Annotated in this window: 20 protein-coding genes; 10 read left to right on the top strand and 10 right to left on the bottom strand. The window is 70.4% G+C overall.

Going from position 1 to position 23,242, the window contains the following annotated elements:
* Positions 1–194 precede the first annotated feature (194 nt).
* Together GWK25_RS39495 and GWK25_RS39490 are read right to left on the bottom strand one after the other, a co-directional pair.
* Positions 195–2,603 carry an HAD-IC family P-type ATPase gene (locus GWK25_RS39495; protein WP_215456304.1) on the bottom strand — a complete coding sequence of 803 codons (2,409 nt, stop codon included), beginning with the start codon at positions 2,601–2,603 and terminating at the stop codon, positions 195–197.
* Between the two features lie 208 nt (positions 2,604–2,811).
* The gene (locus tag GWK25_RS39490) at positions 2,812–3,123 is read right to left on the bottom strand and encodes a DUF2530 domain-containing protein (RefSeq protein ID WP_215456303.1); all 312 of its coding nucleotides are present in this window, start codon (positions 3,121–3,123) and stop codon (positions 2,812–2,814) included.
* A gap of 168 nt (positions 3,124–3,291) precedes the next feature.
* On the opposite strand from GWK25_RS39490, the gene GWK25_RS39485 reads away from it, so the two are divergent.
* On the top strand, positions 3,292–4,701 hold the full coding sequence (locus tag GWK25_RS39485; RefSeq protein ID WP_215456302.1) for an NCS2 family permease: 1,410 nt from the start codon (positions 3,292–3,294) through the stop codon (positions 4,699–4,701).
* A 37-nt stretch (positions 4,702–4,738) separates the two neighbouring features.
* Here GWK25_RS39485 and GWK25_RS39480 read toward each other — a convergent pair whose 3' ends face one another.
* Positions 4,739–4,921 (bottom strand): hypothetical protein, encoded by a 183-nt coding sequence (locus tag GWK25_RS39480; RefSeq protein WP_037705660.1) that lies wholly within the window; start codon positions 4,919–4,921, stop codon positions 4,739–4,741.
* 179 nt (positions 4,922–5,100) lie between these two features.
* Here GWK25_RS39480 and GWK25_RS39475 point away from each other — a divergent pair, with 179 nt between their 5' ends.
* The 3 genes from GWK25_RS39475 to thpR all read left to right on the top strand — a co-directional run bounded on the left by GWK25_RS39475 (position 5,101) and on the right by thpR (position 8,044).
* Complete coding sequence (locus GWK25_RS39475; protein ID WP_215456301.1) at positions 5,101–5,538, top strand: MarR family winged helix-turn-helix transcriptional regulator; 438 nt, start codon at positions 5,101–5,103, stop codon at positions 5,536–5,538.
* A gap of 591 nt (positions 5,539–6,129) precedes the next feature.
* Entirely contained in the window at positions 6,130–7,419 is a 1,290-nt protein-coding gene (locus GWK25_RS39470) for an MFS transporter (RefSeq protein WP_286014690.1), read from the top strand.
* Positions 7,420–7,471: 52 nt separating this feature from the next.
* Positions 7,472–8,044, top strand: coding sequence for an RNA 2',3'-cyclic phosphodiesterase (gene thpR, locus GWK25_RS39465; RefSeq protein WP_215456300.1), 573 nt, complete (start codon positions 7,472–7,474; stop codon positions 8,042–8,044).
* Positions 8,045–8,293: 249 nt separating this feature from the next.
* On the opposite strand, the gene GWK25_RS39460 is transcribed toward thpR, so the two are convergent.
* Positions 8,294–9,286 (bottom strand): aldo/keto reductase, encoded by a 993-nt coding sequence (locus tag GWK25_RS39460; RefSeq protein ID WP_215456299.1) that lies wholly within the window; start codon positions 9,284–9,286, stop codon positions 8,294–8,296.
* A 137-nt stretch (positions 9,287–9,423) separates the two neighbouring features.
* On the opposite strand from GWK25_RS39460, the gene GWK25_RS39455 reads away from it, so the two are divergent.
* Positions 9,424–10,359 (top strand): nuclear transport factor 2 family protein, encoded by a 936-nt coding sequence (locus GWK25_RS39455; protein ID WP_215456298.1) that lies wholly within the window; start codon positions 9,424–9,426, stop codon positions 10,357–10,359.
* A 41-nt stretch (positions 10,360–10,400) separates the two neighbouring features.
* On the opposite strand, the gene GWK25_RS39450 is transcribed toward GWK25_RS39455, so the two are convergent.
* From GWK25_RS39450 to GWK25_RS39435, 4 genes are all read right to left on the bottom strand, one after another.
* A complete protein-coding gene (locus GWK25_RS39450; RefSeq protein WP_215456297.1) occupies positions 10,401–10,805 on the bottom strand; it encodes an SgcJ/EcaC family oxidoreductase in 405 nt (134 codons plus the stop codon).
* 34 nt (positions 10,806–10,839) lie between these two features.
* Positions 10,840–12,216 carry an MFS transporter gene (locus tag GWK25_RS39445; protein WP_215456296.1) on the bottom strand — a complete coding sequence of 459 codons (1,377 nt, stop codon included), beginning with the start codon at positions 12,214–12,216 and terminating at the stop codon, positions 10,840–10,842.
* Between the two features lie 109 nt (positions 12,217–12,325).
* Positions 12,326–12,916: a Uma2 family endonuclease gene (locus GWK25_RS39440; RefSeq protein WP_215456295.1), complete on the bottom strand. Its 591-nt coding sequence runs from the start codon at positions 12,914–12,916 to the stop codon at positions 12,326–12,328.
* A 99-nt stretch (positions 12,917–13,015) separates the two neighbouring features.
* A complete protein-coding gene (locus GWK25_RS39435) occupies positions 13,016–13,699 on the bottom strand; it encodes a GDSL-type esterase/lipase family protein (protein WP_215456294.1) in 684 nt (227 codons plus the stop codon).
* A gap of 284 nt (positions 13,700–13,983) precedes the next feature.
* Here GWK25_RS39435 and GWK25_RS39430 point away from each other — a divergent pair, with 284 nt between their 5' ends.
* The gene (locus GWK25_RS39430; protein WP_215456293.1) at positions 13,984–15,033 is read left to right on the top strand and encodes a WD40 repeat domain-containing protein; all 1,050 of its coding nucleotides are present in this window, start codon (positions 13,984–13,986) and stop codon (positions 15,031–15,033) included.
* Positions 15,034–15,170: 137 nt separating this feature from the next.
* Here GWK25_RS39430 and GWK25_RS39425 read toward each other — a convergent pair whose 3' ends face one another.
* The gene (locus GWK25_RS39425; RefSeq protein WP_215456292.1) at positions 15,171–16,085 is read right to left on the bottom strand and encodes a TetR/AcrR family transcriptional regulator; all 915 of its coding nucleotides are present in this window, start codon (positions 16,083–16,085) and stop codon (positions 15,171–15,173) included.
* Positions 16,086–16,184: 99 nt separating this feature from the next.
* On the opposite strand from GWK25_RS39425, the gene GWK25_RS39420 reads away from it, so the two are divergent.
* From GWK25_RS39420 to GWK25_RS39405, 4 genes are all read left to right on the top strand, one after another.
* Entirely contained in the window at positions 16,185–17,165 is a 981-nt protein-coding gene (locus tag GWK25_RS39420) for an ATP-binding cassette domain-containing protein (protein ID WP_215456291.1), read from the top strand.
* Positions 17,162–18,025 (top strand): ABC transporter permease, encoded by an 864-nt coding sequence (locus tag GWK25_RS39415; protein WP_215456290.1) that lies wholly within the window; start codon positions 17,162–17,164, stop codon positions 18,023–18,025. Before GWK25_RS39420 ends, GWK25_RS39415 begins: the two co-directional genes overlap by 4 nt.
* Before the next feature lie 213 nt (positions 18,026–18,238).
* The gene (locus tag GWK25_RS39410) at positions 18,239–19,849 is read left to right on the top strand and encodes a cellulase family glycosylhydrolase (RefSeq protein ID WP_215456289.1); all 1,611 of its coding nucleotides are present in this window, start codon (positions 18,239–18,241) and stop codon (positions 19,847–19,849) included.
* Between the two features lie 320 nt (positions 19,850–20,169).
* Positions 20,170–21,792, top strand: a complete 1,623-nt coding sequence (locus tag GWK25_RS39405) for an alpha/beta hydrolase (RefSeq protein WP_215456288.1) — start codon at positions 20,170–20,172, stop codon at positions 21,790–21,792.
* Between the two features lie 102 nt (positions 21,793–21,894).
* On the opposite strand, the gene serC is transcribed toward GWK25_RS39405, so the two are convergent.
* Positions 21,895–23,013 (bottom strand): phosphoserine transaminase, encoded by a 1,119-nt coding sequence (serC, locus tag GWK25_RS39400; protein ID WP_215456287.1) that lies wholly within the window; start codon positions 23,011–23,013, stop codon positions 21,895–21,897.
* Between the last annotated feature and the right edge of the window lie 229 nt (positions 23,014–23,242).

Below are 23,242 nucleotides of genomic sequence, written 5' to 3'. Positions count from 1 at the left end.
GGGGTCGGTCAGAAGCGAGGACGCCGACCGCGCGGGTCCGGTTTCGCGCGCGGGCGTACGCCCCCTTGCGCGCGCCCGCCGTGCGCCGGGAGGCGCCGGCTGCGTGGGCATGCGCCGGCCACGCGGAGGCCCGCCGGCCACGCGGAGGCCCGCCGGCCACGCGGAGGCCCGCCGGCCACGCGGAGGCCCGTCGGCTACGCGGGGAAGCGGCGGTCCACCCACCTCCACAAGAACTCCAGGACCGCCGCGGCCCCGGCCGCGACGGCGACCGCGGTCCACGGCATCGTCGTGCCGACCAGGCGCAGCGCGAAGAAGTCCTGGAGCCAGGGGACGACGAGGACCAGCAGGAAGCCGGCCGCCATCGCGGCGACCAGACCGAGGCGCCACCAGGTGTACGGGCGGGCGATGATGGCCAGTACCCACATCGAGATCAGGAAGAGCGTGAGGGTGGCGGCGCTGGTCTCCGCCTCCAACGCGTCGGCCCCCGTGTAGTGGTGACGGGCGATCAGATACGTGGCGAAGGTCGCCAGGGCCGCCAGGACGCCGCCCGGAATGGCGTACCGCATGACCCGGCGGACGAAGTGGGGTTTCGCCCGCTCCTTGTTGGGGGCGAGGGCGAGGAAGAAGGCCGGGACGCCGATCGTCAGGGTGGAGAGCAGGGTCAGATGGCGGGGCAGGAAGGGGTACTCCACCTGCCAGCAGACGACCAGGATGGCGAGCAGCACCGAGTAGACCGTCTTGACCAGGAACAGCGTCGCCACGCGGGTGATGTTGCCGATCACCCGGCGGCCCTCGGCGACCACCGACGGCAGCGTCGCGAAGCTGTTGTTGAGGAGGACGATCTGGGCGACCGCCCGGGTCGCCTCCGACCCGGAGCCCATCGCCACACCGATGTCGGCGTCCTTGAGGGCCAGGACGTCGTTCACGCCGTCGCCGGTCATCGCGACCGTGTGGCCGTGGGACTGGAGCGCGCCGACCATGTCCCGTTTCTGCTGGGGGGTCACGCGGCCGAACACGGTGCCCGAGTCGAGGGCCGTCGCCATGTGGTCGCGCTCGGCCGGCAGCCGGCGGGCGTCGACCACCTCGCCGGCCAGGCCGAGCTTGCCGGCCACCGCGCCGACCGAGACCGCGTTGTCGCCGGAGATGACCTTCGCCCGGACGTTCTGCTCCTCGAAGTAGCGCAGGGTGTCGGCGGCGTCCGGACGCAGCCGCTGTTCGAGGACGACGAGGGCGGTGGGGCGCGCGTCGGTCGCGACCTCGGGGTCGTCCAGCTCCCGGGTGACCCGGGCCAGCAGCAGCACCCGTAGGCCGTCCTCGTTGAGCCGTTCGGTCTCGGTGAGGGCCGGGTCGTCGTCGGGGAGCAGGACGTCGGGGGCGCCCAGCAGCCAGGTGCTGGACCCGCCGTCGCTCTCGCCGAAGGCCGCGCCGCTGTACTTGCGGGCCGAGGAGAAGGGCAGCGACCGGGTGCAGCGCCAGTCCTCGCCGTCCGGGTAGGCGTCGATGATCGCCTGGAGCGAGGCGTTGGGCCGTGGGTCCGACGCGCCGAGGGCGCCCAGCACGCGGCGTACGTACGACTCGTCCGTCCCGGCCAGGGGGCGCAGCTCGGTGACGTCCATGCCGCCCTCGGTGAGGGTGCCCGTCTTGTCGAGGCAGACGGTGTCGACGCGGGCCAGGCCCTCGATGGCCGGCAGCTCCTGCACCAGGCACTGCTTGCGGCCGAGCCGGATGACGCCGATGGCGAAGGCGACGGAGGTGAGCAGGACCAGGCCCTCGGGGACCATCGGGACGATGCCGCCGACCGTGCGGGCGACGGAGTCCTTGAAGTCGTTCTCCTTCACGATCAGCTGGCTGATGATCAGACCGATCGCGGTCGGGACCATCATCCAGGTGACGTACTTGAGGATGGTGGAGATGCCGGAGCGCAGCTCGGAGTGGACGAGCGTGAAGCGGCTCGCCTCCTCGGCCAGCTGGGCCGCGTACGCCTCCCGGCCGACCTTGGTCGCGGTGAACGCGCCGCCGCCCGCGACCACGAAACTGCCGGACATCACCTGGTCACCGGGTTGCTTGACGACCGGGTCCGCCTCACCGGTGAGCAGCGACTCGTCGATCTCCAGGCCGTCGGTCTCGACGCACTCCCCGTCGACGACGATCTTGTCGCCGGGCCCGATCTCGATCAGGTCCCCGAGGACGATCTCGGACGTACCGACCGAGGCGGCGACGCCGTCCCGCCGGACCGTCGGCCTCGCCTCGCCGATCACCGCGAGGGAGTCGAGGGTCTTCTTCGCCCGCCACTCCTGGACGATGCCGATGCCCGTGTTGGCCAGGATCACGAAGCCGAAGAGGCTGTCCTGGATCGGCGCGACGAACAGCATGATCACCCAGAGGACGCCGATGATCGCGTTGAACCGGGTGAAGACGTTGGCGCGGACGATGTCCACCGTGGAGCGGCTGCTCCGTACGGGTACGTCGTTCACCTCGCCACGGGCCACCCGCTCGGTCACTTCGGCGGCCGACAGCCCACGCGCCCGCCTCGTGTCCAGGGGGGCCGAGGCGGTGGTGGGGTGCACAGGATCGAGGTCGGTGCCCGCGTCGATGTGCGTCATGCATCCGACGGTACGTGCGGATTCGGGGGTTCACCCATCGAGTGGGCGAAAGATCCGACCAGGGGAGGAGGGTTCTGCTTCGGCGTGGTGCCGGGGTCGTACGTGCGGGGGTGTGGCGGGTGCGGTCGGTTGATGCGGGCCGCCGGGGGCCGCGCCCCCGGACCCCCGCTTGTCGCCCTTCGGGCTCGTCCTCGATCGCCGGACGGGCTCAGTTGGTGGCGGGCCGTGCCTCCACGTCACCGGCCTCGGCCTCGCCGGCCTCCGCCTCGGCCTGCCGGGCCGTGTCTCGCTTGATCGCCGCGTCCCGTCTGCGGACGTAGTAGATGCCGATGAAGCCGAGTCCGCCGCCCGCCAGGCAGGTCCACACCCACCAGGCGTGCCCGTGGTCCTCGTACCAGCCGTAGAAGGGGAGCTGGACGACGAAGAGGACGAGCCACAGGATCGTGCCGCCGATGATGGTCGGCACGATGGGCCCTTCCAGGGGCTCCGGTGCCTCGTGCTTGGGGGTCCACTTCGCCATGGGGCACAGCTTACGAGGCGCGCGGGTCTACGCGCGGAGATGGTCTTTGCCGCAATGTATGTTCATACTGAAACGGTTTCTGATTGGCCACTTCTGTTCGTAGAAAACTCCAGCATGCTCCGGTGGTGCTCCCGCAGCGCCCGCGACCTGTTGGGGATGAGGTCTCCTATGTCCCCGCAGGGCAGCTCCCTCGACCGCTACTTCAGGATCACGGAGCGCGGCAGCACGCTGTCGCGTGAGATCCGGGGCGGTTTCGCCACCTTCTTCGCGATGGCGTACATCATCGTGCTCAACCCGATCATCCTGAGCAGCGCGAAGGACATGTACGGGCATCAGCTGGACTACGGACAGCTGGTCACCGCCACCGCGGTCACCGCCGCCTTCACCACCCTCCTCATGGGCGTCATCGGCAATGTGCCGATCGCGCTGGCGGCGGGGCTCGGTGTGAACACGGTCGTCGCCCTCCAGCTCGCGCCTCGCATGTCGTGGCCGGACGCGATGGGCATGGTCGTGCTGGCCGGTTTCGTCGTGATGCTGCTGGTGGCGACGGGTCTGCGGGAGCGCGTGATGAACGCGGTGCCGCTGGGCCTGCGCAAGGGCATCTCCATCGGTATCGGTCTGTTCATCATGCTGATCGGCCTGGTCGACGCCGGCTTCGTCACCCGGATCCCGGATGCCGCCAGGACGACCGTGCCGCTCCAGCTCGGTGCGGACGGGCACCTCAACGGCTGGCCCGTGCTGGTCTTCGTGCTCGGGGCGCTGCTGACGCTCGCGCTGATCGTGCGCAAGGTGCCGGGCGCGATCCTCATCTCGATCGTCGCGATGACGCTGCTCGCGGTGGTCGTCGACGCCGTCGCCAAGCTTCCGGCGGGTTCGTGGGGTCTGACCACCCCGAAGTGGCCCGGCAACCCGGTCGCGACCCCCGACTTCGGGCTGCTCGGCGAGGTCAGTCTCTTCGGCGGCTTCGGCAAGGTCGGCCTGCTGACGGGCGTCCTGTTCGTCTTCACCGTGCTGCTGTCGTGTTTCTTCGACGCGATGGGCACGATCATGGGCGTCGGCGACGAGGCCAAGCTGACCGACGCGGACGGTCAGATGCCGGGCATCAACAAGGTGCTGTTCGTCGACGGCATCGCCGTCGCGGCCGGTGGTGCCAGCTCCTCGTCCGCCACGACCTGCTTCGTGGAGTCGACGGCGGGTGTGGGCGAGGGGGCGCGCACCGGTTTCGCCAACGTGGTGACCGGTGCCCTGTTCACGGTCGCGCTGTTCCTCACGCCCATCGCCACGATGGTCCCCTCCCAGGCGGCCACCCCGGCGCTGCTCGCGGTCGGGTTCCTGATCCTCGCGAACTCCGTCCGCGAGATCGACTGGGCCGACTACACGATCGCGGTCCCGGCCTTTGTGACGATGGTGATGATGCCGTTCACCTACTCGATCACCAACGGCATCGGCATGGGCTTCATCACCTTCGTCGTGCTGCGCCTGGCCGCCGGGCGCGGCCGTGAGGTCCCGGTCGCGATGTACGTGGTCTCGGCGGTCTTCCTCTTCTACTACCTGATGCCGGCGCTGGGTCTGACGTGAGCGGTGCGCGGCCGCTGCGGGTGACCGCGGCCGCCCCTCACGTCACACCGTAGAACTTCTCCGTCTCCTCGACCGCGGTCTGGAACCGCTCGTCGAAGTCGTCCCGAATGAGCGTCCCGATCACGTAGTCCTGGACGCTCATTCCCCTTTTCGCCGCGTGGGTCCGGAGCCGTTCGAGCAGCTCCCCGTCTATCCGCAGGCTCAGCACAGTGGTCCCCATGTGTACGAGGGTCAGGTGTGCTCTGCTCTGTCGTGTCATGTTCTGCGTACTAGTCACTCATATGAGTGATCCGGGCAGGGGATCGGCATAGTTGGGGTCGGCGTGAGTGGCGGGGCTCACGGGCGCGGCTGTGGAGTTCCGGTGGTCTTTAGCGAGAGTAATGAGTTAGGCTAAAGAACATGCCTGACCTGAACCATGGCGACGACGAGGCCGCTGTGAACGCCCTCCGTTCCGCCGTGATGCGCCTGTCCCGTCGGCTCAAGCACCAGCGGGTCGACGAGTCGCTGAGCCCGACCGAGATGTCGGTGCTCGGCACGCTCGCCCGTTGCGGTACGGCCACCCCCGGTGAGCTGGCCCGCAAGGAGCATGTGCAGCCGCCGTCGATGACCAGGATCGTCGCCCTGCTGGAGAGCAAGGGGCTGGTGAAGCTGGAACCGCACCCCGAGGACCGGCGGCAGAAGGTGGTCACCCAGACCGAGCGGGCCGAGGCGATGTTGGAGGAGAGCCGGCGCAAGCGCAACGCGTTCCTCGCGTCCCTGGTGGAAGGGCTCGACGAGGAGGAGTGGGCCGCGCTCCGGACCGCCGCGCCGGTACTGGAGAAACTCGCGCACCTCTAGGGATGCCGCCGCACCCGGGCCGGCCGCCTGATGCGCCGCGCGCGATGCGCCGTGGCCGTGGGGCACGCCGGTGCGGCCGCCGGTGCGCCCCGGCATACAGCCTGTGCGCCGTCAGGGGGCGGGCATGGGCCGACCCGAAAACCAGCAGACAGAACAGGAGCGCTGAGGCGCACACAGCCGCAGGACGAACACGCGTTTCACGCAAGGAGGCGAACCCCTTTGAGTACGGGCCCCGGAACACCTTCCGTCCCCGCACCCCCGCCCACCCACGAGCAGCCACCCACTCCCGCCGTACTGGAGGCCCCGCCGGATACCGACGGCCGGCCCAACGAGGGCAGCACCAGCGCCCTGCCGGGCGCCGCCGACCCATCGGCCTCCGCCCATCCCGCCTCCGCCTCCGCCCATCCCGCTTCCGCCTCCGCTGCCGGCGGTTCGGTTCTGATCCCCGGACCCGCGAGCCAGGCCGACGCCCACGCCCGTTCCACCGCGGCTCCCGCGGACGCCCCGCCTTCCGTCGCCGCCGCGCCTGCCGGGGCCACCCCCCGAACCGCTGGTTCCTCGGCGGTTTCGCCCGAGGGGGCGCGGGCCTCCATGTTCCGGTCGTTGCGGGTGCGGAACTACCGGCTGTTCTTCGTCGGGCAGGTCGTGTCGAACATCGGCACGTGGATGCAGCGGATCGCGCAGGACTGGCTCGTCCTGAGCCTGGCCGGGTCCTCCACGGCCGTCGGTGTGACGATGGCGCTCCAGTTCCTGCCGATGCTGCTGTTCGGACTGTACGGCGGTGTGCTGGTCGACCGGTTCCCCAAGCGGCGGCTGCTGTTCGTGACGCAGACGTCGATGGCGGTGACGGGGCTGGCGCTGGCCGCGCTGACGATCTCGGGCCAGGTGCAGGTGTGGCACGTGTACGTGGCCGCCTTCGCCGTCGGCATGGCCACGGTCGTCGACAACCCGGCCCGACAGTCGTTCGTGTCCGAGATGGTCGGGCCGGACCACCTGCAGAACGCGGTCAGTCTCAACTCGGCGAACTTCCAGTCCGCCCGTCTCGTCGGCCCCGCCGTCGCCGGTGTGCTGATCACCACCGTCGGCACGGGCTGGGCCTTCCTCTACAACGGGCTCTCCTTCGTCGCCCCCATCATCGGCCTGCTGCTGATGCGGAGCAGTGACCTGCACCCCGTCCGCCGCGCCCCCCGCGCCAAGGGGCAGCTCCGCGAGGGCCTGCGCTATGTGGCCGGGCGTCCCGAGTTGCTGTGGCCCATCGTGCTGGTCGGCTTCATCGGCACCTTCGGCTTCAACTTCCCCGTCTGGCTCTCGGCCTACGCGGACGACGTGTTCCACGCGGACGCCGGCTCGTACAGCCTCTTCAACACGCTCATGGCGGTCGGCTCGGTCGCCGGCGCCCTGCTCGCCGCCCGCCGGGGCACCGCGCGGCTGCGTGTGCTGATCGGCGGCGCGCTCGCCTTCGGCCTGCTGGAGATCGTGGCGGCGCTGGCCCCCGCGTATTGGATCTTCGCCCTGCTGATGGTGCCGATAGGGATGTTCGGCCTGACGGTGAACGTCACCGCCAACACGGCCATCCAGATGAACACCGACCCCGTGATGCGCGGCCGCGTCATGGCCCTCTACATGATGGTCTTCCTGGGCGGTACGCCGCTGGGCGCGCCGATCGCCGGCTGGGTCACCGACGCGTACGGCGCCCGGATGGGCTTCGTCGCCGGCGGTGTCGTCGCCACGGTCGCCGCCGTCACCGTGGGCCTCGTCCTCGTGCGGGCCGGCGGGGTGCGGTGGCGCTCCGCCTGGTCGGCCGCCGGAGGGGGTGCCGCGCGGCGTGGTCGGCGGCTGCCGCGCCGTCGTGGCTCGTCACGCCGTTCCCCGCGCCCCTGACCGGGGCTCGGGGAGTCGCGGGGGCACACGTCGGCCTGGGAAGGTGGCGGGCATGAGACTGTTCGCCGCTGTGCTTCCGCCCGCTGATGTCGTCGAGGAACTCGGTCTGGTGGTCGGGGAGTTGAGGAGCCTCGCGGGTGCGGAGCGGCTGCGCTGGACCCAGCCGCCCGGCTGGCACTTCACGCTCGCCTTCTACGGGGAGGTCGAGGAGGACGTCGTACCGGAGCTGTCGCGGCGGCTGGAGCGGGCCGCGGAGCGGAGCGAGCCGTTCCGGCTGGCCGTGCGCGGCGGTGGGAAGTTCGGGCGTGGCCGGGCACTGTGGGCGGGGGCCGAGGGGGACCTCGGCGCGCTGCGGATGCTGGCCGACCGGGCGGAGGCGGCGGCGCGCAAGGCCGGGGTGCCGATGGGGGAGCACCGTCGGTACACCCCCCATCTGACGGTGGCCCGCAGCCGGGAGGACCTCGACGTGAAGCCGTACGTCGCCGTGCTCGACGCCTTCGCCGGGCGGTCGTGGACGGTGTCCGAGCTGGCGCTGGTGCGCAGCCGTCTGCCGGCGTCCGGGGTGGCGGGTGAGCAGCCGCGGTACGAGACGGTGGCGCGGTGGGGGCTCGGGGCGGGCGGATGACCGTTCGGGCCGCCGGTTAGGCTCGGGGTGTGGACCCGAAGACCCGTAACCGGATCATGGCCGGTGTGCTCGTACTGATGTTCGCTGTGGTGGCTGTCGCTGCCGCGCTCGGCAAGTAGCCCTGTCGCGGGCGAAGGGGCGGGGAACCGCGTCTTCGTCGGCCGTTGCCGGTGACGGCCGCCGGCCGGTGAGGGCTCGTCGCGCAGTTCCCGCGCCCCTACGGACAGGGGGCGTCCCCTGTCACCGCCGTCACCAGGCGAAGGCCTCCGGGGACGGGCCCGGACCCGGGAAGATCTCGTCCAGGGACGCCAGCAGCTCCTCGCCCAGCTCCAGCTCCACCGCGCGCAGCGCGGACTCGAGCTGCTCGGCGGTGCGCGGGCCGACGATCGGGCCGGTCACGCCGGGGCGGGTGAGCAGCCAGGCCAGGGCGGCCTCGCCGGGCTCCAGACCGTGCTTCTCCAGCAGGTCCTCGTACGCCTGGATCTTGGCGCGTGCGTCGGGGCCGGACACTGCGGCCGCCGCGCGTCCCGAGGCGCGTCGGCCGCCCTTGACCTCCTTCTTCAGGACGCCGCCGAGCGCACCGCCGTGCAGCGGCGACCACGGGATGACACCGAGGCCGTACTCCTGCGCGGCCGGGATGACCTCCATCTCGGCGCGGCGTTCGTAGAGGTTGTAGAGGCACTGCTCGCTGACCAGGCCGATGGTGCCGCCGCGGCGGGCGGCGGTCTCGTTGGCCTGGGCGATCTTGTAGCCGGGGAAGTTGGACGAGCCGGCGTAGAGGATCTTGCCCTGCTGGACGAGCACGTCGACGGCCTGCCAGATCTCGTCGAACGGGGTGTCCCGGTCGACGTGGTGGAACTGGTAGAGGTCGATGTGGTCCGTCCGCAGCCGCTTCAGGCTGGCGTCCACGGCGCGCCGGATGTTCAACGCGGAGAGCTTGTCGTGGTTGGGCCAGGCGTGGTCGGAGTCCGCCATGTTGCCGTACACCTTGGTCGCGAGGACGACCTTGTCGCGGCGGTCGCCGCCCTTCGCGAACCAGTTCCCGATGATCTCCTCGGTGCGGCCCTTGTTCTCGCCCCAGCCGTACACGTTCGCCGTGTCGAAGAAGTTGATGCCCGCGTCCAGAGCCGTGTCCATGATCGCGTGGCTGTCCGCTTCGTCCGTCTGCGGACCGAAGTTCATCGTGCCGAGGACCAGTCGGCTGACCTTGAGTCCCGTGCGTCCGAGCTGTGTGTACTTCATGACTCCCCAGCCAAGGCCGTGGAGTGCGCTCTAGGCAAGCAGGAGAGATCTTGACGCTAACCGGGGGTTAGTGCTTTCCTTTCGTAAGCATAAGCTTGAACTTTCAATATGCCCGTTGCCTTGCAGATGGGAGCATCGTGACCCCCACCACGCCTGCCCGACGCGCGCTCGTCGCCGTCCTCGCGGCCGCCGCGCTCACCTCCACCGTCGCCGTCGTACCGGCTGTCGCGGCCCCGCCCTCCGCCGCCGTCGTGGAACGGGCCCCGCACGGGGACGCCGCGCGGCTCGGTCATCAGAAGGCCGTTGTCGTACGCGTGCTGAAGGGGGTGTTCGAGGACGGGGACACGGAGGTCGTGGACCGGTACGTGCGGCCGGACTACATCCAGCACAACCCGTTCGCGCCGGACGGGGCGGAGACGCTGAAGGGCCTCGCCGGGGTGGTGAACGAGCAGTTCCCGGATGCCAAGTACGACGTCAAGCGGGTCATCGCGCAGGGCGACCTCGTGCTCGTGCACTCCAACGTCGTGCTGACGCCCGGCACGCCCGGCTCCGCCGTCTTCGACATCTTCCGGTTCCAGGGCGGGCGGATCGCCGAGCACTGGGACGTGGCGCAGGACGTGCCGGCGACGTCGGCCAACGGCAACGACATGTTCTCCACGGTCAGCAGGCCGCGGACGAGCGAGCCGGGACCGGCCTGGCTGACCTCGTACCACGAGAAGCTGGTGACCAAGGCGTTCGACCGACTGCTGGTGCGCAAGGACCTGTCGGCGATCGACAAGTACTGGGGCCGCGAGTACCACCAGCACAACCCCAACATCCCCGACGGTGTGGAGGGGGTCAGGGCCGGTCTGGGCGGCTACTTCCAGCAGTTCCCGTCCCTCACCGTCTCGCGCAAGCGCGTCGTGGCCGAGGGCGACCTCGTCGCCGTCCACAGCCACTACGTGAACGTGCCGGGGGAGCGGGGGCAGGCGGTCGTCGACCTGTTCCGGGTGCGGAACGGGAAGATCGTCGAACACTGGGACGCGCTGCAGGACGTACCGGAGACGTCGGCGAACGACAACACGATGTTCTGACCGCCGCGCCGGCTTCCCGGCGCCCCCGGCCGATTCCTCGCTCAGCCTGCCAGGACCTGCGTGTTCTGGCAGGCGGTCAGGAGCCAGCGGCCGTCGGGCTGCTTGGTCATCACGTAGAGCGGGGCCCCCTCGCTGTCGTCGTCCCCGCCCAGGTAGCGCTGGCGGACCTTGACCGCCGCGACGTCGGGGCGGAGGAAGAGCACGTGGACCACCTCGTAGCTGACCTCGCCGTCCCAGTGGGCCCCGGGGAGCACCTTGCGGGTGAACGCCGCTATCTCGTCCAGGCCGATGAGGACCTTGCCGTGAGCCGTCGTCCAGATCGCGTCGGGGTGGAAGAGAGCGAGGAACTCGTCGGGGTCCTTGTGCTGCTGGGAGTGCTCGACGGTGGCGACGACCTGCTTGACGGCTTCGATGTCGGCGGCTCGCGCCGTGGTTTCCGTGGTCATGTGGACCATGGTGCATCCTCAAGCACGGTTGAGATCAAGGGAGTTGTTGATTCTTCGGAGCCGGGTGCGGGTCCTGGTGGCCGGTCGGGGCCGGGCTGCGGGGCGGGTCCGGACGGTGGCTCTTGGGGAGGAGCAGCAGCAGAGGGGTCGTCAGGAGCAGCAGGCCGGCCGTGGCGATCGCCGTGCGGGGGGTGGTGACGGAGGCGAGGAGGCCCCAGAGGGCCGTCGTGGCGGCGATGGTGAGTTTGCCGGTGACGGACCAGGCGGTGAGCGTGCGGGCGACGCGGTCCGACGGGGTCCGGGTGAGGCGCTGGGTGGCCAGGACGGGGTTGAAGACGCCGATGCAGGTGATCAGGCCCAGTTCGACGACCATCACGAGGACCAGGCCCGCCGGACCCGTACCGACGAACGCCAGACCCAGCGGCCAGCACGCCCGCAGGGTTCCGGCGACCCGGATGACCCTGTCCTGCCCGTACCGGACGACCAGACGGCGGGAGAGGCGCGAGCCGATCAGACCGCCGACGCACGGGACGGCGAAGGCGAGGCCGTACTGCCAGGGCGCGAAGCCGAGTTGGCCCACCATGAGGATGAGCAGCAGTGGTGCCGGGGCCATGATCAGGGCGTTGACCAGGACGGAGTTGAGGAAGAGGGGGCGCAGGGCGGGGTCGCGGAGGATGTACCGCCAGCCGTCCGGGAGGTCACCGAGGCGGAGCCGGGTGCCACACCCCGGCGCGGGTTTGGTGGCCGGGGCCGGGCGGGGTTCCTTGGCGTCGGCCGGGTGGGGTTCTTCGGTGCCGGCCGGGCGGGGTTCCTTGGCGTCGGCCGGTCGGGGCTCCTCGGTGCCGATCGCGCGGATGCCCGCCGCCGAGAGGAGGTAGCTGCCGGCGTCGATCAGCACGGTGACGACCGGGCCGAAGAGACCCATCGCGGCGCCGCCGAGGGGCGGGCCGAGCATCGTCGTGGTCCAGGTCGTGGCCTCGAAGCGGCCGTTGGCGGCCACCAGGTGCTCCGGGGGGACCAGGAACTTCAGACAGGCGCCGCTCGCCGCGGTGAAGGTGATGTCGGCGACGGCGACGACCACGGAGACCAGGAGCAGCTGGGGGAAGGTGAGCAGGTCCAGGGCGTAGGCCACCGGGACGGACAGCAGGGCCGCGCAGCGGACGAGGTCCATCGAGATCATCACCGGGCGCTTGCGGCGGAACTCCACCCAGGGACCGAGCGGTACGGCCACCGCCGCGCCCACCGCCAGACCGGTGGCCGCCAGCGCGGAGACCTCCGTGGGGCCGACGTGCAGGACCAGCACCGCGAGCAGGGGGAGCGCGTCGAACGACAGCCGGGTCCCGAACGCGCTGACCGTGTACGCCGCCCACAGCCACCGGAACTCCCGCCCCAGCCCACCGCCCCGCGTCATCCGCCCGCCCCGCATCCGTCGCCGCCGCGTCCGACCGGGACATCCAAGCGAGTGGAGGGCGGCCGAGCAAGCGCGGAGCGGCGGATCCGGGCGGCCGTGGGCGGCGTCGTCAGCTGCGGGGGAACTTGGCGGTGGGAAGCACCAGGCCGAGGTGGGTGGTGGTCATGTCGACGTCGCCGCCGTAGGTGATGGACAGGTCGCTGACGTAGTCGCCGTCCTTGGGCTGGGTGAACAGTCGGCACTTGCCCACGTAGGGGTCGGCGATCAGGTAGACGGGGACCTCGGCGAGGGCGTACGCGGTCTTCTTGGGGCCGTAGTCGTTCTTGGCGGTGTCCTTGGAGATGACCTCGGCGATGAACTCGACGTCCTCGTGGCGCCAGCGACCGTTGGAGTCCTTCTCGGCGTCGTCGCGCAGCTTCGCCACGTCGGGGCAGTAGCCGTTCAGCAGGCCGGGGAAGTCGATGCGGACGTCGGAGACGACATGCACGTCCTCGCCGAAACGGTTGTCGAGCACGCGAACGATCCGGCGGATTGTCTGCCAATGGGCATCCCGCTGCGGCGACATGTAGATGGTCCCCTCGACGATCTCGACCTTGTATCCCTCGGGGACGGGCATCTTCTCGAGCCGCTCGAACATCTCGTCCAGCTGGCGCGTGTTGTCGCTCTCGGCCATCGCGATCCTGTCTTCAAGGACGGTCATCGTGGCGCTCCTCCCCGGCCGCCCCTCGATCGAGGACGGCCGCGCGGTACAACGATACGCACGGTGACGAGGACACGACGGACGAAAGGGGCGCGGACGCTACGCCTGCTCGTACGGGCCTCCGAGCCCCCACGCCTCGTGCATCGCGTTGGCGAAGGTCGCCGCCAGCTTGTGTTCGCCGGAGGCGTTGGGGTGGGTGCCGTCGTAGGTGTCCCAGTGGATGTCGTACGACGGCGGCGGGGAGGCCAGCAGGAGGGGGGAGCGGGGTTCGTCGAGGTCGGCGGCCGTCTTGGCGAGGAGTTCGTTGAAGCGGGTGACCTGGGCGGCGAAGGGGGCGTCGGACTCGGCGCGGATGTTCGGGGTGACCGGCAGGAGGACCATACGGATGTGCGGGGCGGCCTCACGGGCCGCCTCGACGAAGCGGCGGGTGTTCTCGGCGGTCTGCTCGGCGTTGGTGTAGAAGCCCAGGTCGATGAGGCCGAGGGAGACGAGGAGGACGTCGGCGCGATGGGTGCGGACCGCGTCGGCGATCAGCGGGGCCATATGGAGCCAGCCCTCGCCCCAGCCCGCGAGGTGGGCGCGGGGGAAACGTGGGTCGGTGTCGGCGTACTCGTACGACGTCGGGGCGTCCGTCGCCTTGTCGTAGAGCGTCTCGCGTGGCCCGACGATCTTGAAGGGGCCGTCGTACGTCGCGCGCAGGTGCTGCCAGAGCCGGAAGCGCCATGTGTGTTCGCCCGCGCTGCCGATCGTCATGGAGTCGCCTACGGGCATGAACCTGAGCATCCGCTCATCATGAACGATGGCTACCCGGTGGTAGGGGGCGGGCGGCCGACGGGTGCTGTGAATCTGGCCACGCGGGCTGGATGGGGTGGGGCTTCTCGCGCCGTTCCCGTGCCGCTTGAGGGCCTAGTGGCCCTCCGGGCGAAAAAGCAGGGGCGCAGCCCCGCTTTTTCAGGGGCGCGGGGAACTGCGCGACCAGCCCCCACCGGACCTGCACCGAACGACTCGCCAGCCCCCACCGCGTTCCCCCACCCCACCCGGCGGAGCGAGATGGCAGGCTTGGCCCCATGCGCCGTCGCCCCCTCAACCGCCCCCGTCCCCTCCGCCGGTTCCGCGCGGCCCGCACCGGCTTCGCCGGTCTCGCCGGTCTCGCGGCGATCCTGCTCGCCGTCCTCCCGGCCACGCCCGCCCTCGCCGACGACGACGGGTTCACGATGCAGGACTCGCGGATCACCGAGTCGAGCGGTCTAGCCGCGTCCCGGCAGCACCCGGGGGTCTACTGGACCCACAACGACAGCGACGACGGCGCCTTCCTGTACGCGGTCGACAGCAAGACGGGCGAGACGGTCGCCACGGTCACCCTGACGGGCGTCGGCACCCCGAGGGACGTCGAGGCGATCTCGATGGGCCCCGGCGACAAGCTCTACGTCGGCGACATCGGTGACAACCTCGGCGGCACCTGGGCGTACGTGTGGATCTACGAGCTGCCGGAGCCGAAGGAGCTGAAGGACCAGACGCTCAAGGCCACGCAGTACGTCGTGAAGTACGAGGACGGGGCGCGGGACGCGGAGGCGCTGATGGTGCATCCGAAGACCGGGCGGGTGTACATCGCCGACAAGAACGAGGCGGGCGGATCGCTGTACGAGGGGCCCGCGGAGCTGTCCGCGTCCGGCACCAACGTGTTCAAGAAGGTCGCGTCCGTCCCGGACCTGGAGGTCACCGACGGCGCGTTCTCGCCGGACGGCAAGCAGCTCGCCCTGCGCGCGTACTTCGGCGGCATCCTCTACGACTGGAACGGCGGCAAGATCAAGAAGGCCGAGCGGCTGAGCGTGCCCCTGCAGCGACAGGGGGAGTCGGTGACCTTCCGTACCGACGGCTCGAAGATCATGTACGGCAGTGAGGGGGCCGGCAGCTCCGTCGTCGCGCGGGAGGTGCCCGGCGGCGGCTCCGGGAGCGGCGGCTCCGGGTCGTCCTCCTCCGACGGGGGCGGTTCCGGCACGACGCAGGCCGACGGTGAGGGCACGAGCTCGACCGTCAAGGTCGGCGCACTGGCCGTGGCCGGCGCGGTGGTCGTCGTATGGGGCTTCCGCCGCCTCCTGCGCCGCCCGTCCGCCTGACCTACCCGGCCTACCCGGCCTCCCGCAACCGGGCCTTCGGATCCGCGGCCTTCGCGTCGCCGGTTTCGTTCGTGGCCGTCACCCGCGCGCCCGGCCTCTGCGCCCGGCCTCCGCGCCCGCCGACTACGACACGCCGACTACGCCCCGCCGGCTCCGGCGCCTCCGGCTCCCGCGCCTTCCGTGCCCCCGACCCCCGCACCCGCGGTCTCCGCGGTCTCCGCGGTCTCCGCGGTCGCGCGGCGCCTGTTCACGAATACCTCCAGGCCGTCCAGCATGCGCTGCAGGCCGAACTCGAAGTGGTCGAAGTCCGAGCCGAACGCGTCCTCGGAGAGGCCGGCCAGGAGGGGGTAGCGGCCGGAGAGCATGAGTTCTTCGAGGATGGGCGCCTGGGCCTGCCAGAACTCCGTGTCGGTGAGGCCCGTGCGGTGTTCCGCCTCCTCCGCGTAGAGCTGCGTACGGGCCGCGCCGACGACATAGCCGTCCACGGCGACGACCGCCGAGATCAGCTCGGGGTCGGTCAGCCCCATGGACTTGATACGGGAGAGGATCTTCTCCATGCCCTCCAGCGCGCTCGGCCCGAGGACGGGGCGGGACTGGTTCACCTGGAGCAGCCACGGGTGGCGCCGGTAGAGCGCCAGGGTGGCGCGCCCCATGGCCTCCAGGGCGGAGCGCCAGCCGCCGTCGCCGAGGTCGGCGGGGTTCTCCGAGGGCCGCTGGACGCGGTCGAGCATGAGGTCCAGCAGTTCGCCCTTGCCGGGGAGGTAGCGGTACAGGGACATGGTCCCGGTGCCGAGTTCGGTCGCGACCCGGCGCATCGACAGGGCGTGCAGCCCCTCCGCGTCGGCGACCCGGATCGCCGCTTCCACGATCCGCTCCAGGGTGAGCCCCGGCTTGGGGCCGCGACTGGGGCGAGGGCCGGTGTCCCAGAGCAGTTGCTGGGTGCGGACGATGTCGCCGCTGCCGCTGGTCTCCGTACCGACGGTGGTGCTGCCCTTCGTGCCGCCTGCCGTACCGCCCGTACCGCCTGTCGTAGCGCTCTTGCCCCTTGTCATGAGCCCGAGTTTAAGTGCTCGCGAAAAAACTGGGTACGTCGTACGCGAAATAGGGTACGGTGTACTCAGTTCTTGACGGAAGCCTGTTGAGGGGGACTCATGAGTGACGGGTACGCGGTCCGGGCCGAGGGTCTGGAGAAGCGGTACGGGGAGAAACGCGCGCTGGACGGCTTCGACCTCACCGTCCGCGAAGGCGCGGTGCACGGCCTCCTCGGCCCGAACGGCGCGGGCAAGACCACAGCCGTACGCATCCTCTCCACGCTGCTGCGCCTGGACGGCGGCCGGGCGACGGTGGCCGGGCTCGACGTGGCCCGCCACCCGCGTGAGGTGCGGGCCCGTATCGGGCTGACGGGGCAGTACGCCGCCGTGGACGAGGTGTTGACGGGACGTCAGAACCTGGAGATGTTCGGCCGGCTGTTCCACCTCGGCGGGAAGCGGGCGAAGCTGCGCGCGGTCGAGCTGCTCGACCGGTTCGACCTCACCGACGCGGCCGACCTGGGCGTCGGCAAGTACAGCGGCGGCATGCGGCGCCGGCTCGACCTCGCCGCCTCGATGATTCTCGCCCCGTCCGTCCTCTTCCTCGACGAGCCGACGACCGGCCTCGACCCGCGCAGCCGGGGCGAAGTCTGGGATTCCGTCAGGGCGCTGGTGGCGAGCGGTACGACCGTGCTGCTCACCACGCAGTATCTGGAGGAGGCCGACCGGCTCGCCTCGCGCATCACCGTCATCGACCAGGGGCGGGCCATCGCGGACGACACCCCGGACGGGCTGAAGAGCACGGTCGGCGGCGACCGCATCGAGGTCGTCGTCGCCGAGCGCGCCGACATCCCGCGCGCGGCGAAGGTCGTCGCCCGCGTCTCGGACGGCGAACCGGAGTCGGACGACGCGGAGTTGCGGGTCCACGCGCCCGTGACCGACCGCGTCTCGGCCCTCACCGAGGTGGCCCGCACCCTCCAGGACGAGGGCGTGAGGGTCGAGGACATCGGCCTGCGCAGGCCCAGCCTGGACGACGTGTTCCTGCGCCTGACGGGCCACCGCACGGAGAAGACCGGCGAGAACGACAAGGGGGCCCTCGCATGACCACCGTCGATCCGAACGCCGTCGGCGCCGGGAGCGCCGCCACGAGCGCCGTCGACCTGGACGTGTCGAGCGGGCACGGCCGTACGTACTGGGTGCTGGCCGACGTCTGGAACATCGTCCGTCGCGGCCTGACCCACTACCGGCGTCAACCGGTCAACATCGCCTGGCAGTTGGGCTTCCCGATCCTCTCCGTCCTGCTCTACGGCTATGTCTTCGGCAGTGCCATGCAGGTGCCGGGCGGCGGGGACTACGGGGACTTCCTGATGCCGGGGATGTTCGTGATGACGATGGCCTTCGGGTTCATCAACACGGCGACCCTCGTGGTCTACGACTCCACCAAGGGCGTCATCGACCGGTTCCGCTCCATGCCGATGGCGCCGTCGGCGGTGGTGGCGGGACGGGGGATCACCGATCTCCTCGTCGCCTGCGCCGAGTTGGCCATCATGATGCTGACCGCCCTCGCGATGGGCTGGCGCCCGGACACGGGCCTCGGCTTCCTGGCCGCCTTCGGTCTGCTGCTCTGGCTGCGGTTCGCGCTCATCTGGATCGGCGTCTGGCTGGGACTGCTGGTCCCCAACCCGGAGGCGGCGGGCGGTCTCTTCGCGGTCGCGTTCCCGCTGACCATGATCTCCAGCATCTTCGTCGCCCCGCAGCTGATGCCCGACTGGCTGGGCTGGATCGCCGCCTGGAACCCGATCTCCTCCACGGCGGCCGCGACCCGCGATCTGTTCGGCACGCCGGTCGTCGGCGACTCCTGGATCGAACAGAACGCGCTGCTGATGGCCCTGGTGTGGCCGGTGGTACTCACCCTGATCTTCCTGCCGCTGGCGGTACGGAGGTTCCAGAAGCTGAGCCGGTGACGTACGGCCCCGGCGCGTGGGCACTCGGGCGCCACGCGCGGGGGCCACGGGGGGCCGCAGGGGGCCCGAGGACACCGTCAAGGGCGTCCGGTGTATCAGGTGACGCCGGACGCCTTGACGTGTTCATGCGTTCTGTCTTCCATGGGAAGCGAGGGCGGTGGGAGCGCTCCCACCTTGTTCCGGCCTCGCGCATCCCGAGGAGGAAGCAGCGACATGTTCCGCAGCTTACGGAGAACCCTGGGCGCCCTGTGTGCGGCCGCCGCCGTGCTCGCACTGCCCTTCGCCGGCGGTGCGCACGCGGCGGCCGGGCAGCTGGGCGCCGACGCGGCGGCCGGCGGCTTCACGCCGGCCCGCGCGGCCGACGCGGCCTACGCCGACGCGGCCGACGCCGACGCCGGTGCCGGCTACTGGCGTACCAGCGGCCGTCAGATCCTGGACGCGAGCGGCCGGCCCGTCCGGATCGCCGGCATCAACTGGTTCGGTTTCGAGACCGCCAACAACGTCACCCACGGCCTCTGGGCCCGCGACTACAAGAGCATGATCGACCAGATGAAGTCGCTGGGCTACAACACCATCCGGATGCCCTACAGCGACGACATCCTGAAGCCCGGCACCATGCCCGACAGCGTCAACTACTCCGACGGCAAGAACGCGGACCTCCAGGGCCTGACCTCGCTCCAGGTCCTGGACAAGATCGTGGCGTACGCCGGCCAGAGCGGGCTGAAGATCATCCTCGACCGGCACCGCCCGGACGCGGCGGGTCAGTCGGCGCTCTGGTACACCTCGGCCGTCCCCGAGACGACGTGGATCGCCAACCTCAGGGCGCTGGCCACCCGGTACAAGGGGAACCCGACCGTCGTCGGCATCGACCTCCACAACGAGCCCCACGATCCCGCCTGCTGGGGCTGCGGCGACACGGCCAGGGACTGGCGGCTGGCCGCCCAGCGTGCCGGCAACGCGGTCCTCTCCGTCAACCCGGACCTGCTGATCCTCGTCGAGGGCGTCCAGACGTTCAACGGCGTCTCGGGCTGGTGGGGCGGCAATCTGATGGGGGTGGCGCAGTACCCCGTACAGCTGGACGTGGCGAACCGGGTGGTGTACTCGGCCCACGACTACGCCACGAGCGTCGCCCAGCAGAGCTGGTTCAGCGACCCGTCCTTCCCGGCCAACATGCCGGGCGTCTGGGACAAGTACTGGGGCTACATCTTCAAGCAGAACATCGCGCCGGTCTGGGTCGGCGAGTTCGGTACGACCCTCCAGTCCACGATCGACCAGCGCTGGCTGTCGGCCCTGGTGACGTATCTGCGCTCGACCTCCGCCCACGGCTCGGACTCCTTCCACTGGACCTTCTGGTCCTGGAACCCCAACTCCGGTGACACCGGCGGCATCCTGAAGGACGACTGGCAGACGGTGGACACGGTCAAGGACGGCTATCTGACGAGCATCAAGGCCCCGGGCTTCCCGCCCGGCGGGGGCACCGACCCCGGCGACCCGGAGGACCCCGGCGACCCGGGAGGCGGGACGCCCGCCTGCACCGCCGCGTACACCGTCGGCAGCGACTGGGGCAGCGGCTTCAACGCCGAGGTGAAGGTCACCAACACCGGTGCGGCCGCGATCGGTTCCTGGAAGGTCACCTGGACCTGGCCGGGCTCCCAGCGGGTGACGACCATGTGGAACGCGTCCCACACCCAGACCGGCGCCACGGTCACCGCCACCAACGCCGCCCACAACGGGTCGCTCGCCCCAGGCGGTTCGGCGACCTTCGGCTTCGGGGGCGCGCCCGGGGGCGGGGCTGCGCCGAGCGTGAGCTGCACGGCGACGTGAGCGGACGATGCGAGGGGGGGCCGGGCGGGTTGTGGCCGGGGGAGGGGGACGCGACCTGAGCGGCTCTGCCGGAGGCCGGCGTGGACGTGATTCGGGCGCAGGCGGAGCCCCCGGAGCAGGTGGAGCAGGCGGGCGGGGCGGGAGGTGTCCTGGATGGCTTCAAGTGCCCCATTCTGTGGGGTTCTTGAGTGAATCCTATGGATCAATTCGGTCAAGTCTTCGTCTAATGAGTGCGTGTGTGGGGTGCTCTTCAGGAAACATGCGGCACGGGCCGCGTACCTCGCGGACCTGAACCCCCCTCATCGTTCTGAGAGATGTCTATGAGAAGAAGCGCAGCCGTGTTGAGCGGTGCCATCGTGGTCCTGGCCGGGACGGTCAGCGCCGTCCCCGCCAACGCCAGTGGGGCGGCCGCCGCGAGCAACACCGTCCAGGCCGCAGCCGCGAAGGTCGCCTGGAAGAAGTGCGCCACGGACGCCTACCCGACGCTGCAGTGCGCGTCGGTGAAGGTGCCGCTCGACTACGCGAAGCCGAGCGGGAAGAAGATCACCCTGGCGCTGTCCCGGGTGCCGCACACCTCCAAGACGTACCAGGGCCCGCTGCTGGTCAACCCGGGTGGCCCCGGCGGCAGCGGTCTGACCTTGGCTGGATTCGTCGCCTCCGCGCTGCCGAAGAAGGTCGCGGCGCAGTACGACGTCATCGGCTTCGACCCGCGTGGCGTGGGCGCCAGCAAGCCCGCCCTGAACTGCAAGCCCGGCCACTTCGACCCGGTGCGCCCGGACTCCGTGCCCAGCACCGCCGCGATAGAGAAGGCCAACGTCGAGCGGGCGAAGTCCTTCGCCAAGGCCTGCGGCACGAAGCACAAGGACGTCCTGCCGTACATCAACACGATCAACGCCGTGAAGGACCTGGACTCGATCCGCAAGGCCCTCGGCGCCAAGAAGATCAACTACTTCGGCTACTCGTACGGCACCTACCTCGGCGCGGTCTACGCCAAGCTGTACCCGACGCGGGTGCGGCGCCTGGTGCTCGACTCGATCGTCGACCCGACGGGTGTCTGGTACCGGGACAACCTCGACCAGGACTACGCCTTCGACAAGCGGCACAAGGCGTTCATGAAGTGGGTCGCCAAGAACAACGCCACCTACAAGCTCGGCACCGACGCGAAGAAGATCGAGGCGAAGTGGTACGCCATGCGCGCCGCCCTCGCCAAGAAGCCGGTCGGCGGCTCGGTGAAGGTGGGCGCCTCCGAGCTGGAGGACACCTTCCTCCCCGGCGGCTACTACAACGGCTACTGGCCGTTCCTCGCCGAGGCGTTCGCCGCCTACGTGGGTGACAAGAACTCCGACCCGCTGGTCGAGGCGTACCAGAACTTCGCGGCCGTCGACTCCTCCGGTGACAACGGCTACAGCGTCTACACCTCGGTGCAGTGCCGTGACGCCGCCTGGCCGCGCGACTGGAAGAAGTGGACCAAGGACAACTGGGCCGTCTACAAGAAGGCCCCGTTCATGACCTGGAACAACGCCTGGTACAACGCGCCGTGCGCGTTCTGGCCGACCAAGTCGCTGAAGCCGGTGAACGTCGCCAACTCCAAGATCCCGCCGGCGCTGCTGTTCCAGGCGACGGACGACGCGGCCACCCCGTACCAGGGCGGTGTCACCGTCCACAAGCTGCTCAAGAACTCCAGCCTGGTCGTCGAGCAGGGCGGCGGCAACCACGGCATCACGCTGAGCGGCAACAGCTGCCTCGACAAGTACCTGGCGACCTACCTCACCAACGGCAAGGTGCCGCGGGGCAAGGGCGCGGCCGACGCCACCTGCAAGAAGCTGCCCGACCCGAAGCCGGCGGCCACGCAGGAGGCTTCCGCCCGGTCGACGCTGAGCACGCAGGGGCCGGCCGCGACCAGCGGTGAGACCCTGCACGGCATCCTCGGCTTCCGCGGCTGAGCGTCACCGTCACGCTGAAGAACACGAAGGGGCCCGGCAGCACGTGCTGCCGGGCCCCTTCGCTGTCGTACAGGAGTGATCCTCGTACGGGAGTGATCCGGGTCAGAGCTTCTCGATCACGTAGTCGACGCACTTGGTGAGGGCCTCGACGTCCGCCGGGTCGATCGCCGGGAACATGGCGACGCGGAGCTGGTTGCGGCCGAGCTTGCGGTACGGCTCGGTGTCGACGATGCCGTTGGCGCGCAGGACCTTGGCGACGGCGGCGGCGTCGATCTCGTCGGAGAAGTCGATCGTGCCGATGACCTGGGACCGCTTGGCCGGGTCGGTGACGAAGGGGCTCGCGTACTTGCTCTCCTCCGCCCAGGTGTACAGCCGGGTCGAGGAGTCCTTCGTACGGGCCGTGGACCAGCTCAGACCGCCCTGGCCGTTGATCCACTCCAGCTGCTGGTTGAGCAGGAAGAGGGTGGCGAGGGCCGGGGTGTTGTACGTCTGGTTCTTGCGGGAGTTGTCGATCGCCGTGGGGAGGCTGAAGAACTCCGGGATGTGGCGGCCGGAGGCGTGGATCCGCTCGGCGCGCTCGATGGCGGCCGGGGAGAAGACGCCGATCCAGAGGCCGCCGTCGGAGGCGAAGGACTTCTGCGGGGCGAAGTAGTAGACGTCGGTCTCGGTGATGTCGACGGGCAGGCCGCCGGCGCCGGACGTGGCGTCGACCAGGACGAGGGCGCCCTCGTCGGCCCCGGCCACGCGGTTGAGCGGGGCGGCGACACCGGTTGAGGTCTCGTTGTGGGTGTAGGCGTAGACGTCGACGCCGGCCTCGGCGGTCGGCTCCGGGTGCGTACCGGGGTCGGAGGAGACGACCGTGGGCTCGGCGAGCCAGGGGGCGAGCTTCGCGGCCTTGGCGAACTTCGAGCTGAACTCGCCGAAGGTCAGGTGCTGGCTCTTGTTCTCGATCAGGCCGTGGGTCGCGACGTCCCAGAACGCCGTGGACCCGCCGTTGCCGAGGATGACCTCGTAGCCCTCGGGGAGGGAGAACAGCTCGCTGATGCCCGCGCGGACCTGGCCGACCAGGTTCTTCACCGGGGCCTGGCGGTGGGAGGTGCCGAGCAGGGAGGTACCGGTCGCGGCCAGGGCGTCCAGCGCCTCCGTCCGCACCTTGGAGGGGCCCGCGCCGAAACGTCCGTCGGCGGGCTTGATGTCAGCGGGGATCTGGATATCAGCCACGCCGCGAGCCTATCGGCTCGGGGAAACCGGGGCGAAACATCGTCCGTCGGGTGAGACGGGGGGGCTTTGTAGCTCGGGGACCTCGGGGACCTCGGGGACCTCGGGGACCTCGGGGACCTCGGGGACCTCGGGGACGTCGGGGGTTCGGGTGTGTGGTCGGGTGCGGGTCCGGTGGGGCTTCTCGCGCAGTTCCCCGCGCCCCTGAAGGCTTCAGGCCCTGCGGGCCTGA

This window comes from Streptomyces sp. ATCC 21386 (assembly GCF_018728545.1).
Classification (GTDB): domain Bacteria; phylum Actinomycetota; class Actinomycetes; order Streptomycetales; family Streptomycetaceae; genus Streptomyces.
This window is presented reverse-complemented; position numbering and strand designations above follow the sequence as displayed.

Coding starts and splice junctions, on each gene's coding strand:
- GWK25_RS39495 (WP_215456304.1), bottom strand. CDS start 2,603: ATGACGCACATCGACGCGGGCACCGACCTCGATCCTGTGCACCCCACC.
- GWK25_RS39490 (WP_215456303.1), bottom strand. CDS start 3,123: ATGGCGAAGTGGACCCCCAAGCACGAGGCACCGGAGCCCCTGGAAGGG.
- GWK25_RS39485 (WP_215456302.1), top strand. CDS start 3,292: ATGTCCCCGCAGGGCAGCTCCCTCGACCGCTACTTCAGGATCACGGAG.
- GWK25_RS39480 (WP_037705660.1), bottom strand. CDS start 4,921: ATGGGGACCACTGTGCTGAGCCTGCGGATAGACGGGGAGCTGCTCGAA.
- GWK25_RS39475 (WP_215456301.1), top strand. CDS start 5,101: ATGCCTGACCTGAACCATGGCGACGACGAGGCCGCTGTGAACGCCCTC.
- GWK25_RS39470 (WP_286014690.1), top strand. CDS start 6,130: ATGTTCCGGTCGTTGCGGGTGCGGAACTACCGGCTGTTCTTCGTCGGG.
- thpR (WP_215456300.1), top strand. CDS start 7,472: ATGAGACTGTTCGCCGCTGTGCTTCCGCCCGCTGATGTCGTCGAGGAA.
- GWK25_RS39460 (WP_215456299.1), bottom strand. CDS start 9,286: ATGAAGTACACACAGCTCGGACGCACGGGACTCAAGGTCAGCCGACTG.
- GWK25_RS39450 (WP_215456297.1), bottom strand. CDS start 10,805: ATGACCACGGAAACCACGGCGCGAGCCGCCGACATCGAAGCCGTCAAG.
- GWK25_RS39445 (WP_215456296.1), bottom strand. CDS start 12,216: ATGACGCGGGGCGGTGGGCTGGGGCGGGAGTTCCGGTGGCTGTGGGCG.
- GWK25_RS39440 (WP_215456295.1), bottom strand. CDS start 12,916: ATGACCGTCCTTGAAGACAGGATCGCGATGGCCGAGAGCGACAACACG.
- GWK25_RS39435 (WP_215456294.1), bottom strand. CDS start 13,699: ATGCTCAGGTTCATGCCCGTAGGCGACTCCATGACGATCGGCAGCGCG.
- GWK25_RS39430 (WP_215456293.1), top strand. CDS start 13,984: ATGCGCCGTCGCCCCCTCAACCGCCCCCGTCCCCTCCGCCGGTTCCGC.
- GWK25_RS39425 (WP_215456292.1), bottom strand. CDS start 16,085: ATGACAAGGGGCAAGAGCGCTACGACAGGCGGTACGGGCGGTACGGCA.
- GWK25_RS39420 (WP_215456291.1), top strand. CDS start 16,185: ATGAGTGACGGGTACGCGGTCCGGGCCGAGGGTCTGGAGAAGCGGTAC.
- GWK25_RS39415 (WP_215456290.1), top strand. CDS start 17,162: ATGACCACCGTCGATCCGAACGCCGTCGGCGCCGGGAGCGCCGCCACG.
- GWK25_RS39410 (WP_215456289.1), top strand. CDS start 18,239: ATGTTCCGCAGCTTACGGAGAACCCTGGGCGCCCTGTGTGCGGCCGCC.
- GWK25_RS39405 (WP_215456288.1), top strand. CDS start 20,170: ATGAGAAGAAGCGCAGCCGTGTTGAGCGGTGCCATCGTGGTCCTGGCC.